14 protein-coding genes are annotated in these 12658 nt (G+C 64.7%); 13 read left to right on the top strand and 1 reads right to left on the bottom strand.

Annotation, left to right across the window (positions count from 1 at the left end):
• Nucleotide 1: 1 nt before the first annotated feature.
• The 12 genes from GGC64_RS31385 (at nucleotide 2) to GGC64_RS31330 (ending at nucleotide 10500) form a co-directional block, all read left to right on the top strand.
• A complete protein-coding gene (locus tag GGC64_RS31385; protein ID WP_192726520.1) occupies nucleotides 2-655 on the top strand; it encodes an L-threonylcarbamoyladenylate synthase in 654 nt (217 codons plus the stop codon).
• A gap of 7 nt (nucleotides 656-662) precedes the next feature.
• Nucleotides 663-1874, top strand: coding sequence for an MraY family glycosyltransferase (locus tag GGC64_RS31380; protein WP_192726519.1), 1212 nt, complete (start codon nucleotides 663-665; stop codon nucleotides 1872-1874).
• Nucleotides 1875-2111: 237 nt separating this feature from the next.
• Entirely contained in the window at nucleotides 2112-2561 is a 450-nt protein-coding gene (locus GGC64_RS31375) for an ATP synthase subunit I (RefSeq protein ID WP_192726518.1), read from the top strand.
• Nucleotides 2558-3313: a F0F1 ATP synthase subunit A gene (gene atpB / locus GGC64_RS31370; protein WP_192726517.1), complete on the top strand. Its 756-nt coding sequence runs from the start codon at nucleotides 2558-2560 to the stop codon at nucleotides 3311-3313. The genes GGC64_RS31375 and atpB overlap by 4 nt, the downstream gene beginning before the upstream one ends.
• A 65-nt stretch (nucleotides 3314-3378) precedes the next feature.
• On the top strand, nucleotides 3379-3624 hold the full coding sequence (locus GGC64_RS31365) for a F0F1 ATP synthase subunit C (RefSeq protein WP_059158422.1): 246 nt from the start codon (nucleotides 3379-3381) through the stop codon (nucleotides 3622-3624).
• A gap of 9 nt (nucleotides 3625-3633) precedes the next feature.
• A complete protein-coding gene (locus tag GGC64_RS31360; protein ID WP_192726516.1) occupies nucleotides 3634-4146 on the top strand; it encodes a F0F1 ATP synthase subunit B in 513 nt (170 codons plus the stop codon).
• 5 nt (nucleotides 4147-4151) lie between these two features.
• A complete protein-coding gene (locus GGC64_RS31355) occupies nucleotides 4152-5489 on the top strand; it encodes a F0F1 ATP synthase subunit B/delta (RefSeq protein ID WP_192726515.1) in 1338 nt (445 codons plus the stop codon).
• Between the two features lie 52 nt (nucleotides 5490-5541).
• Nucleotides 5542-7188: a F0F1 ATP synthase subunit alpha gene (gene atpA / locus GGC64_RS31350; RefSeq protein ID WP_192726514.1), complete on the top strand. Its 1647-nt coding sequence runs from the start codon at nucleotides 5542-5544 to the stop codon at nucleotides 7186-7188.
• A 6-nt stretch (nucleotides 7189-7194) separates the two neighbouring features.
• A complete protein-coding gene (locus GGC64_RS31345) occupies nucleotides 7195-8121 on the top strand; it encodes a F0F1 ATP synthase subunit gamma (protein WP_192726513.1) in 927 nt (308 codons plus the stop codon).
• A 20-nt stretch (nucleotides 8122-8141) separates the two neighbouring features.
• A complete protein-coding gene (atpD, locus tag GGC64_RS31340; RefSeq protein ID WP_192726512.1) occupies nucleotides 8142-9647 on the top strand; it encodes a F0F1 ATP synthase subunit beta in 1506 nt (501 codons plus the stop codon).
• 29 nt (nucleotides 9648-9676) lie between these two features.
• Nucleotides 9677-10042 (top strand): F0F1 ATP synthase subunit epsilon, encoded by a 366-nt coding sequence (locus GGC64_RS31335; RefSeq protein ID WP_192726511.1) that lies wholly within the window; start codon nucleotides 9677-9679, stop codon nucleotides 10040-10042.
• 11 nt (nucleotides 10043-10053) lie between these two features.
• On the top strand, nucleotides 10054-10500 hold the full coding sequence (locus GGC64_RS31330; protein WP_192726510.1) for a DUF2550 domain-containing protein: 447 nt from the start codon (nucleotides 10054-10056) through the stop codon (nucleotides 10498-10500).
• On the opposite strand, the gene GGC64_RS31325 is transcribed toward GGC64_RS31330, so the two are convergent.
• Nucleotides 10497-11075, bottom strand: coding sequence for a cob(I)yrinic acid a,c-diamide adenosyltransferase (locus tag GGC64_RS31325; RefSeq protein ID WP_192726509.1), 579 nt, complete (start codon nucleotides 11073-11075; stop codon nucleotides 10497-10499). The genes GGC64_RS31330 and GGC64_RS31325 overlap by 4 nt on opposite strands.
• A gap of 82 nt (nucleotides 11076-11157) precedes the next feature.
• Here GGC64_RS31325 and murA point away from each other — a divergent pair, with 82 nt between their 5' ends.
• A complete protein-coding gene (gene murA / locus GGC64_RS31320) occupies nucleotides 11158-12411 on the top strand; it encodes a UDP-N-acetylglucosamine 1-carboxyvinyltransferase (protein ID WP_192726508.1) in 1254 nt (417 codons plus the stop codon).
• The last annotated feature ends 247 nt before the right edge of the window (nucleotides 12412-12658 follow it).

Raw genomic sequence — 12658 nt, 5'->3', positions numbered from 1 at the left:
CATGACCGAACTGTTCGACTGCAGCGACCCCGCCCAGCGTGCGACCGGCATCGCCTCGGCGATCAGCGCGCTCAAGGGCGGTCGACTCGTCGTCATGCCCACCGACACCGTCTACGGCATCGGTGCGGACGCCTTCGACAACGGCGCCGTCGCCGCCTTGCTCTCGGCGAAGGGACGCGGCCGCGATATGCCGGTCCCGGTGCTGGTCGGTTCGTGGCACACCATCGACGGCTTGGTCTACTCGGTGCCCAACAGTGCGCGCGAACTCATTCAGGCGTTCTGGCCGGGCGCGCTGAGTCTGGTGGTGCGCCAGGCCCCGTCGCTGCAGTGGGATCTCGGCGATGCGCACGGCACGGTGATGCTGCGCATGCCGAACCATCCCATCGCGATCGAACTGCTGCGTGAGGTCGGGCCGATGGCCGTGTCGAGTGCGAACATCTCCGGGCGCCCCGCGGCGGTCACCGCCAAGCAGGCGCGCGATCAACTCGGCGAACTCGTCGAGGTGTATCTCGACGGTGGAGTCGCCGAAGAGCAGGCAGCGTCGACGATCGTCGACCTCACCGGCGCGCATCCACGCGTGCTGAGACAAGGCCCCGTCACGCTCGAGGCCATCGCGAAGGTGCTCGGCGTGGAACCCGAGTCGCTCACGGATTGATCTCAGCGTGCAGCAGTACGGTGCGACGGTGGTCTATGCCGCGGAAAGCTTGCTCGCGCTCAACGATCGCGGCGCCGGTGTGCCGCTGCGTGAGCTCGCCCTCGTCGGGCTGACTGCCGCGATCATCACCTACTTCGCGACGGGGTGGGTGCGGGTGTTGGCACGTCGACTGGGCGCAGTCGCCTATCCACGCGAACGCGACGTGCATCTGCAACCGATCCCGCGGATGGGCGGGCTGGCGATGTACATCGGCGTGGTCGCAGCGGTCTTGTTGGCGTCGCAACTTCCGGCGCTCACTCGCGGTTTCGTCTACTCGTCCGGCATGCCCGCGGTCGTGGTGGCCGGGGGACTGATCATGTTCATCGGGCTGATCGACGACCGCTGGGGTCTGGACGCGTTGACCAAGTTCGCCGGCCAGATAACCGCGGCCAGCGTGCTCGTCACGATGGGCGTCGCGTGGAGCGTGCTGTACATCCCGATCGGCGGCGTCGGCACCATCGTCTTGGACCAGGTGTCGTCGATCCTGCTGACGCTGGCGCTGACCGTCGCGATCGTCAACGCGATGAACTTCGTCGACGGCCTCGACGGGTTGGCCGCGGGTCTGGGGCTGATCACCGCGTCGGCGATCTGCATCTTCTCGGTGGGCCTGCTGCGCGACCACGGCGGCGACGTCCTGTTCTACCCGCCCGCGGTCATCTCGGTCGTGCTGGCCGGCGCGTGCCTCGGCTTCCTGCCGCACAACTTTCACCCGGCGAAGATCTTCATGGGCGACTCCGGCTCGATGCTGATCGGGCTGATGCTTGCCGCGGCGTCCACGACCGCGGCCGGGCCGATCTCGCAGACCGCATACGGCGCCCGCGACGTGTTCGCTCTGCTGTCGCCGTTCCTGTTGGTGGTTGCGGTGATGTTCGTGCCCGCGCTCGACATGCTGCTGGCTGTCATCCGCCGGACGCGCGCCGGTGTGCACTTCTCGACGCCGGACAAGATGCATCTGCACCACAGGTTGCTGCAGATCGGTCATTCGCACCGGCGAGTGGTGCTGCTCGTCTATCTGTGGGTCGGCATCATCGCGCTGGGCGCGGCGAGCACGATCTTCTTCGATCCCCGCTACACCGGAGCCGTCATGCTGGCAGCGATTCTGGTCGCGATCGTGGTGACCCTGATTCCGCTTCTGCGGCGTCGCGAAGACCCCGTCGGGGAAATGTACGACGAAAAGTAGTAGGCCCTCTTATCTGCCCTTAACCATGTGTTAGGGTTCGATTAGAACCCGAAAAAACCTCGCGGGTTGCCGGCCTCCAGACCAACGGTTTGCCGCCGATTGGAACGGAACAACGACCGACAAAGGGAGCTGCCCCGTGGGTGATTCCAGCGAGCCCGTCGCCCTCCGATACGCTCGTGGCGCGAATCACAGGATCATCGGGACAGCAACTCGTGACCGCGGGATTGAGGTGAAGCAGTGACGACGCCAGCGCAAGACGCGCCGTTGGTGTTTCCGTCCGTTGCTTTCAGGCCGCTGCGCCTGTTTGCAGTGTGTGTCGCGCTGACCGGTCTGGTGATGCTCGCCGCCGGACTTCTCGGCCACGTCATGGTCGGTGTCTTCTTCGGCATCGGCCTCGGACTGGGTTTGCTCAACGCGGTGCTCGTGCAGCGGTCGGTGGAATCGATCACCGCCGAGGCGCACCCGCTCAAACGCAAGATGGCGTTGAACTCCGCCACCCGGCTGTTGGTGATGACGGTGATCGGCCTGACGATCGCCTTCCTCTTCCGACCGCAGGGGCTTGGCGTCGTATTCGGAATGGCCCTCTTCCAGGTGGTGCTGGTCCTCGCGACCGCGCTGCCCGTGATGAAGAAGATCAAGGCCGGTGCCGCTGATGAAGGACTCGAAGGGGAGGCCACGCAGCAATGACCCAGACGTACCAAGCCGAGGGCGCGATCGAGGTCGGCCACCACACGGAGGCCAACTGGTTCGGGCTGACGGTCAACACGGACACCGTGCTGGCGACGGCCATCGCCGCGGTGATCGTGCTCGCGCTGGCATTTTTCTTGAAGGCAAAGGTCACATCGACCGGCGTTCCCGGTGGCGTGCAGCTGTTCTGGGAAGCCATCACGGTTCAGGTGCGCGACCAGATCGAGGGTGCGATCGGCATGAAGATCGCGCCGTTCGTGCTACCGCTCGCGGTGACGCTGTTCGTGTTCATCCTGATCGCCAACTGGCTCTCGGTGATCCCGGTGCAGTACACCGACGAGCATGGCGCCATTCACGAGCTACTCAAGCCGCCGGCATCGGACATCAACTTCGTGCTGGCGCTCGCGCTGTTCGTCTTCATCTGCTACCACGCGGCGGGCATCTGGCGCCGCGGCATCATCGGCCACCCGGTGAAGCTGCTCAAGGGACACGTCACGCTGCTGGCGCCGATCAACCTCGTCGAGGAGCTGGCCAAGCCGATCTCGTTGTCGCTGCGACTCTTTGGCAACATCTTCGCGGGCGGCATCCTGGTCGCGCTGATCGCGCTGTTCCCGCCGTACATCCTGTGGCTGCCGAACGCGATCTGGAAGAGCTTCGACCTGTTCGTCGGTGCGATCCAGGCGTTCATCTTCGCGCTGCTGACCATCTTGTACTTCAGCCAATCGATGGAACTCGAAGAGGACCATCACTAGCCGACCCGAATATGCAGGACCCACAACCTGGTAGGACCACTGCCAGTTATCAAGGAGGATAAGGAATGGATCCCACAATCGCTGCCGGCGCGCTTATCGGCGGTGGACTGATCATGGCGGGCGGCGCAATCGGTGCCGGTATCGGTGACGGTATTGCGGGTAACGCGCTGATCGCCGGTATCGCCCGTCAGCCGGAGGCCCAAGGCCGACTGTTCACGCCGTTCTTCATCACGGTTGGTCTGGTCGAGGCGGCCTACTTCATCAACTTGGCGTTCATGGCCCTGTTCGTGTTCGCCACGCCGGTCAAGTAGTTCGCCGGCATGGCTGACCCGAACGTCGTCCTTTTGGCGGCTGAGGAAGGCGGGGGAGGTACCAGCAACTTCCTCATCCCCAACGGCACTTTCTTCGTCGTGCTGTTCATCTTCTTGATCGTGCTCGGCGTGATCGGCAAGTGGGTAGTCCCACCTGTCTCCAAGGTGCTGAACGAACGCGACGCGATGGTGAAGAAGACCGTCGAGGACAGCCGCAAGGCAGCAGACCAGTTCACCGCGGCCGACGACGACTATCGGTCCGAGATGGCCAAGGCGCGCGGCGAGGCCTCGAAACTTCGTGACGGGGCGCGCGCCGAAGGTCGAAAGGTCTTGGAGGACATGCGGAGCCGGGCCTCGGATGAGGTGTCGTCGACGCTGCAGGAGGCTGACTCGGAGCTGAAGGATCAAGCCCTCGCGATCCAGGCGGACCTTCGGTCGTCGGTCGACACGTTGTCCACGACCTTGGCCAGCCGGGTGCTCGGCGTCGAAATCAACGCGGCCACAACGGCCTCGGGACGGTAAGGCAAATGTCGACATTCATCGGTCAGCTCGTCGGGTTCGCGGTCATCGTGTTCCTGGTGGTGCGCTACGTCGTCCCGCCGGTGCGTCGAATGATGACCAACCAGCAGGAGACCGTGCGCAAGCAGCTCGAGGACAGCGCTGAGGCCAAGAAGCGATTGGGCGAGGCCGAGAAGGCCCACGAGAAGGCGCTCGAACGGGCCAAGGCAGAGGCCAAGCAGGTGACCGAGGAGGCGCGGGTCGACGCCGAACGCATCGTCGAGCAGCTGCACGCCCAGGCCGACGCCGAGGTCGAGCGGATCAAAGTGCAAGGCGCGCAGCAGGTTCAGCTGTTGCGTGCCCAGCTGGTTCGTCAGCTTCGTGGTGACCTCGGAGCCGAGGCGGTTCGTCGCGCAACCGAGTTGGTCAAAGACCACGTCTCGGATGCCGATGCCCAGTCGGCCACCGTCGACCGATTCATCGACGAACTCGATGCGATGGCGCCGTCCGACACGGTGATCGAAGACCGCGCGACGGCACGGCTGCGCTCGGCGAGCAGGGAGTCGCTGGCGGCACTGGTCAACAAGTTCGACGAGTTGACGGCCGACCTTGGCGCCGATCAATTGTCCTCGGTAGCCGACGATTTGGCGTCCGTCGCCAAGCTGCTGGCGAGCGAGCCGATCCTGACTCGTCATCTCGCGGACCCGGCCGACAACCCGTCGGCCAAGCTCGGCCTCGTCGACACGTTGCTCGACGGCAAGATCGGCGACACGGCGCTGGAGATCTTCAAGGCCGCGGTGTCCGGACGCTGGTCGTCGGACGCGAACCTGGTCGACGCTGTCGAGCACGTCGCGCGGTTGGCACTGCTGGTGCGTGCCGAGCGTGAAGACGTTGCCGGCGACGTCGAAGAGCAACTCTTCCGGTTCAACCGGATTCTCGACGGGCAGCCACAGCTGAGCACGCTGCTCAGCGACTACAGCGCGCCTGCCGAGGGTCGTATCAAGCTGCTGAAAGACGTGCTGCCCCGCGGCTCTAGCGTAAACAAGACGACTGCTCAACTGCTTTCGCAGACCATCGAGTTGCTCCGTGGCGAACGCGCCGACGAGGCGGTCCTCGATCTCGCCGAGCTTGCGGTGGCCCGTCGAGGCGAGGTGGTGGCTCACGTCAGCGCCGCGGCGAGCCTCAGCGACGACCAGCGCACGCGCCTGACAGAGGTACTGACCCGCATCTACGGGCATCCGGTTTCGGTGCAGCTGCACATCAACCCCGACCTGTTGGGCGGGCTGAACATCACCGTCGGCGACGAGGTGATCGACGGCACGCTCTCATCGAAACTGGCGGCCGCCCAGACCAAGCTGCCCGACTGACAGACAACGACCGACAAGACCCCACACCGTAAGAGCAGGAAGACGAAAACCCATGGCAGAGTTGACCATCTCCGCTGACGACATTCAGGGTGCGATCGAGGACTACGTCTCGAGTTTCACCGCCGACACCGCGCGCGAGGAGATCGGTACGGTCATCGATGCGGGCGACGGTATTGCCCACGTCGAGGGTCTGCCCTCCGTGATGACGCAGGAGCTGCTGGAGTTCCCCGGCGGCGTGCTTGGCGTGGCGCTCAACCTCGACGAGCACAGCGTCGGCGCCGTTATCCTCGGCGACTTCGAGAAGATCGAAGAGGGCCAGCAGGTCAAGCGCACCGGCGAGGTGCTCTCGGTGCCCGTCGGTGACGAGTTCCTCGGTCGCGTGGTCAACCCGCTGGGCCAGCCGATCGACGGTAAGGGAGACATCGAGCCCGAAACCCGTCGCGCGCTTGAGATTCAGGCACCGTCGGTGGTGCAGCGCCAGGGCGTGAGCGAGCCGCTGCAGACCGGTATCAAGGCCATCGACGCGATGACCCCGATCGGTCGCGGCCAGCGCCAGCTGATCATCGGTGACCGCAAGACCGGTAAGACCGCGGTCTGCGTGGACACCATCCTCAACCAGCGGCAGAACTGGGAGTCGGGCGACGAGAAGAAGCAGGTGCGCTGCGTCTACGTCGCCATCGGCCAGAAGGGCACCACGATCGCCTCGGTCGCCCGCGCCCTGGAAGAGGGCGGCGCGATGGAGTACACCACCATCGTCGCGGCGCCCGCATCGGACTCCGCCGGCTTCAAATGGCTTGCGCCGTATACCGGTTCGGCCATCGCCCAACACTGGATGTACAACGGCAAGCACGTGCTGATCGTGTTCGACGACCTGTCCAAGCAGGCCGAGGCGTACCGCGCGATCTCGCTGCTGCTGCGCCGCCCGCCGGGCCGCGAGGCCTACCCGGGTGACGTGTTCTACCTGCACTCGCGGCTGCTCGAGCGTTGCGCGAAGCTCTCCGATGAGCTGGGCGGCGGCTCGCTGACCGGACTGCCGATCATCGAGACCAAGGCCAACGACATCTCGGCCTACATCCCGACGAACGTCATCTCGATCACCGACGGCCAGTGCTTCCTGGAGTCCGACCTGTTCAACCAGGGTGTGCGGCCGGCCATCAACGTCGGCGTCTCGGTGTCCCGCGTCGGTGGCGCCGCACAGATCAAGGCGATGAAAGAGGTAGCGGGAAGTCTCCGCCTCGACCTGTCGCAGTACCGCGAACTGGAATCGTTCGCCGCGTTCGCCTCGGACCTCGACGCCACGTCGAAGGCTCAGCTGGAGCGAGGCGCCCGGCTGGTGGAGCTGCTCAAGCAGCCGCAGTACCAACCGCTGGCCGTCGAGGAGCAGGTCGTGTCGATCTTCCTCGGTACCGAGGGCCATCTCGACTCGGTCCCGGTCGAAGACGTCGGCCGGTTCGAGGCCGAGCTCCTCGACCACGTGCGGGCTTCGGAGGGCGAGATCCTCACGCAGATTCGGGAATCGGGCAAGCTCGGTGATGAACTCAGCGAGAAGCTCGTCGAGGTCATCAACCAGTTCAAGAAGGGCTTCGCCGCCTCCGACGGCAGCTCGGTCGTTCCCGATGAGCACGTCGAGGCACTGGACGAAGCTGACCTCGAAAAGGAATCGGTGAAGGTCCGCAAGCCGGCGCCGAAGAAGAAGTAAGCAACCATGGCAGCCACACTTCGCGAATTGCGCGGGCGCATCCGCTCGGCCGGGTCGATCAAGAAGATCACCAAGGCTCAGGAGCTGATCGCTACCTCGCGTATCGGTAGGGCGCAGAACCGCCTTCAGGCGGCGCGGCCGTACGCTTTCGAGATCACCGCGATGCTGACCAACCTCGGCAATGAGGCGGCGCTCGATCATCCGTTGCTGGTTGAGCGGGAAGATCCGAAACGGGCAGGCGTGCTGGTGGTTTCGTCGGACCGCGGGCTCTGTGGCGGGTACAACTCGAACGTGTTCCGGCGCGCCGAGGAGCTGTTCTCGCTGATCCGGCAGGAGGGCAAGACGCCGATCGTCTACACCGTCGGGCGAAAGGCGTTGAACTACTACACGTTCCGCAACTGGAAGATCACCGACTCGTGGAACGGGTTCTCCGAGCAGCCCACGTATGAGAACGCTCAGGAGATCGCTTCGACGTTGGTCGATGCGTTCATGGCGGGCGCCGACGACCACGGCGACGACCCGGGGCCCGACGGCATCCTGGGACTCGACGAGCTGCACATCGTCTCCACCGAGTTCAAGTCGATGATGTCGCAGAACGCGGTCGCGCATCGCATCGCGCCGATGGTGGTGGAGTACGTCGAAGAGGACTCGGGCCCTCGCACGCTGTACTCGTTCGAGCCGGACGCGACAACGCTTTTCGACGCGTTGCTGCCGCGGTATCTGGCCACACGCGTGTATGCCGCGCTGCTCGAGTCGGCGGCGTCGGAGCTGGCGTCGCGTCAGCGGGCGATGAAGTCGGCGACGGACAACGCCGACGACCTCATCAAAGAGTTGACCTTGATGGCCAACCGGGAGCGCCAAGCCAACATCACCCAAGAAATCAGCGAGATCGTCGGTGGTGCTAACGCGCTGGCCGACGCCGCCGGACGTTAGCCCATTAGAGAGAAGAAGAGATGACTGCTACCGCCGAAAAGCCAGCCAAGGCAAAGAAAAAGGACAGCAACGGACGCGTGGTGCGGGTGACCGGCCCCGTGGTGGACGTCGAGTTCCCGCGCGGCTCGGTGCCTGAACTGTTCAACGCGCTGCACGCCGAGGTCACCTTCGAGGAGCTCGCCAAGACGCTGACCCTCGAGGTGGCACAGCACCTCGGTGACAACCTGGTGCGCTGCATTTCGCTGCAGCCGACCGACGGCCTGGTCCGCGGCGTCGACGTCGTCGACACCGGCGCGTCCATCTCGGTGCCCGTCGGTGACGGCGTGAAGGGCCACGTGTGGAACGCGCTTGGCGCCTGCCTTGACGACACGGAGTACGGAAAAGACTTCGATCGCTGGGAGATTCACCGCAAGCCTCCGGCCTTCAGTGAGCTCGAGCCCCGCACCGAGATGCTGGAGACCGGCCTCAAGGTCGTCGACCTGCTGACCCCGTACGTGCGTGGCGGCAAGATCGCCCTGTTCGGCGGCGCCGGCGTGGGTAAGACCGTGTTGATCCAGGAGATGATCAACCGTATTGCCCGCAACTTCGGCGGCACTTCGGTTTTCGCCGGTGTGGGTGAGCGCACCCGTGAGGGCAACGACCTGTGGGTCGAGCTCGCCGACGCCGATGTGCTCAAGGACACCGCGCTGGTGTTCGGTCAGATGGACGAGCCGCCCGGCACGCGTATGCGCGTCGCGCTGTCCGCGCTGACCATGGCGGAGTTCTTCCGCGATGAACAGCAACAGGACGTGCTGCTGTTCATCGACAACATCTTCCGGTTCACCCAGGCCGGTTCGGAGGTGTCCACGCTGCTCGGCCGTATGCCGTCTGCCGTGGGTTACCAGCCGACGCTGGCCGACGAGATGGGCGAGCTGCAGGAGCGCATCACCTCGACGCGTGGTCGCTCCATCACCTCGATGCAGGCCGTTTACGTGCCCGCCGACGACTACACCGACCCGGCGCCCGCGACCACGTTCGCGCACCTGGATGCCACGACGGAGTTGTCCCGCGCGGTGTTCTCGAAGGGCATCTTCCCGGCAGTGGACCCGCTGGCGTCCAGCTCGACGATCCTCGACCCCTCGGTCGTCGGCGACGAGCACTACCGCGTGGCGCAGGAAGTCATCCGAATCCTGCAGCGCTACAAGGACCTCCAGGACATCATCGCGATCCTCGGTATCGATGAGTTGTCCGAAGAGGACAAGCAGCTGGTGCAGCGTGCCCGTCGCATCGAGCGCTTCCTGAGCCAGAACATGATGGCGGCCGAGCAGTTCACCGGCCAGCCAGGCTCGACGGTTCCGGTCAAGGAGACGATCGAGGCGTTCGACCGACTCACCAAGGGCGAATTCGACCACGTCCCCGAGCAGGCATTCTTCCTGATCGGTGGTCTGGACGACTTGGCAAAGAAGGCCAAGGGCTTTGGTGTGGAGCTCGAGGGTGGCGGCAACGGCTCCTCGAAGTCGGACGAGGACGAGAAGAAGGATGCCTAGCTCCTGCCCACACCGAAAGGTGATGTGAGATGGCCGAACTGAACATCGACATCGTCGCGGTCGATCGCAAGATCTGGTCGGGCCAGGGCACCTTCCTGTTCACTCGCACCACCTCGGGAGAGATCGGCATTCTGCCCAACCACATCCCGTTGGTCGCGCAGTTGGTCGACGACGCGATGGTGCGGGTCGAGCGTGAAGGCGAAGACGACTTGCGCATCGCTGTCGACGGGGGCTTCCTGTCTGTCACCGAGCAGGCCGTGACCGTTCTCGCCGAGAGCGCTGAATTCGATTCGGAGATCGACGAAGCCGCCGCGCAGCGTGATGCCGAATCCGACGATCCCGCAACTGCTGCCAAGGGCCGAGCGAGACTTCGCGCCCTGGGCCAGATCGACTAGAGGTCCCGCCGATGAGCGCGTCCATGCTGTTGATGGTCGCGCTGATCGGTGTACTGCTCTGCGTCTCGATCGCACTCAGTTACCGGTTGTGGAAGCTGCGCCAGGTGGGCGGGACGGCCGCGATCCTGCGTGACGTTCCGGCCGTAGGCGGTCATGGCTGGCGGCACGGTGTAATGCGTTACCGGGGTGGGGAAGCCGGCTTCTATCGGCTGTCCAGCCTGCGGTGGTGGCCCGATCGAACACTCAGTCGTCGCGGGCTGGAGATCGTGTCGCGCCGATCGCCTCGGGGCGACGAATTCGACATCATGACCGAAGAGATCGTCGTACTGGAACTGCGAGACACGGATCCCGAACGTCGCCGCGGCTACGAAGTGGCGCTGGATCGCGGTGCGCTGACCGCGTTCCTGTCGTGGTTGGAGTCGCGTCCGTCACCACGGGCACGGCGCCGTACGTTCTAATCTGTTGCGGGACCGCCCGGTTGCCAAAGCACGTCACCGTCCGGATTGGCGACCCGCGACAGAATGAACAGCAGATCCGACAGCCGGTTGAGGTACTTGGCGGGCAGCACACTGATCGAGTCTGTGTGCGTGTCGACCGCCTGCCAGGCCGACCGCTCGGCGCGGCGGGCCACCGTGCGTGCCACATGCAGCAACGCCGAAAGCGGTGTACCGCCCGGCAGCACAAACGAATTCAACGCCGGCAGCGGTTCGTTGAACTCGTCGCACCACGATTCCAGTCGGTCGATGTAGCTCTGCGAGATTCGCAGCGGCGGGTGTTCGGGGTTCTCCACCACCGGAGTCGATAGGTCAGCGCCCGCATCGAAAAGGTCGTTCTGAATCTGCCGCAGCACCTTGCGAATTTGCTCACTGGGGTTACCCAACGCAACCGCCACGCCGATCGCGGCATTGGTCTCGTCGCAATCTGCGTACGCGGCGAGTCGCGCGTCATTCTTTGAGACCCTGCTGAAGTCACTCAGGCCGGTGGTGCCGTCATCGCCGGTCCGGGTATATATGCGGGTCAGGTGAACTGCCATGGTCAAACCGTACCGGGCACGGTGGCTCGCACAATGGTCGGGAATCTGACACCGTCGGGTGCCGCTGTTTACACTAAGCCGCGTGAGCGAGCGATTCGTGGTGACCGGTGGAAACCGGTTATCGGGCGAAGTTGCTGTCGGGGGCGCCAAGAACAGTGTCCTGAAACTGATGGCCGCAACGCTGCTTGCCGAGGGAACAAGCACCATCACCAATTGCCCGGACATCTTGGACGTGCCGCTGATGGCGGAGGTGCTGCGCGGTCTGGGTGCGACAGTCGAGCTTGACGGTGACACCGTTCGGATCACCTCGCCCGACGAACCCAAATATGACGCGGACTTCGCGGCGGTCCGGCAGTTCCGCGCGTCGGTCTGTGTTCTCGGCCCCTTGGTCGGACGGTGCAAGCGGGCCAAAGTCGCGCTGCCGGGCGGCGACGCCATCGGGTCGCGGCCGTTGGATATGCACCAGGCCGGTCTGCGGCAGCTGGGTGCGCGGTGCAATATCGAGCACGGCTGTGTCGTGGCCGAGGCGGAGCACCTGCGAGGCGCGGAGATTCAGCTGGAGTTCCCCTCGGTGGGTGCGACGGAGAACATTCTGATGGCGGCGGTCGTCGCCGAGGGCGTCACGACGATCCACAACGCCGCGCGCGAGCCAGACGTCGTCGACCTGTGCACGATGCTCAACCAGATGGGCGCCCAGATCTCGGGTGCGGGAACGCCGACGATGACCATCACCGGAGTCGAGCGGCTGTATCCCACCGAGCACCGGGTCATCGGCGACCGCATCGTGGCCGCCACGTGGGGTATCGCCGCCGCGATGACTCGTGGGGACATCTCGGTGACGGGCGTCGACCCGCAGCACCTTCAATTGGTGCTGCACAAGTTGCACGACGCCGGCGCCACCGTGACGCAGACCGACGACGGGTTTCGCGTGGTGCAGTACGAGCGGCCGAAGGCGGTCAACGTCGCAACGCTGCCGTTCCCTGGTTTCCCGACGGATCTGCAGCCGATGGCGATCGGCCTGGCCTCGATCGCCGATGGCACGTCGATGATCACCGAGAACGTGTTCGAGGCGCGGTTCCGTTTCGTCGAGGAGATGATCCGGTTGGGCGCCGATGCCCGGACCGATGGCCACCACGCGGTGGTCCGGGGCATCCCGCAGTTGTCCAGCGCACCGGTCTGGTCGTCCGATATTCGGGCCGGTGCCGGCCTGGTGCTCGCGGGGCTGGTCGCCGATGGTGACACCGAGGTCCACGACGTCTTCCACATCGATCGCGGCTACCCGCTGTTCGTCGAGCAACTGGTGAGTCTCGGCGCGGAAATCGAGCGAGTGGTCTGAATCTCGCTCCCTGAGACGGCCGGTAGGCCCGTTTTGGGGTTGGTGGGACAAAGGCGTATTGTTTATCGAGAAGCCAACGGCCCCAGGGCATTAGGACTGGAGGACGGGGTTTGACGTCTCTGTCCACGTGGAGTACAGTGGCAGGGTTGCCTGCAGCGCGGGTGTGTTGTTTGAGAACTCAATAGTGTGTTTGGTGGTTTTTGTTTGTTGTTGTTTTTGCCGCCCTCTTTTTTCCCGTTTGGGGGGT

Source organism: Mycobacterium sp. OAS707 (genome assembly GCF_014873705.1).
Classification (GTDB): Bacteria; Actinomycetota; Actinomycetes; order Mycobacteriales; family Mycobacteriaceae; genus Mycobacterium.
The sequence above is the reverse complement of the archived record's forward strand: the minus strand, read 5'-3'. Positions and strand labels throughout refer to the sequence as shown.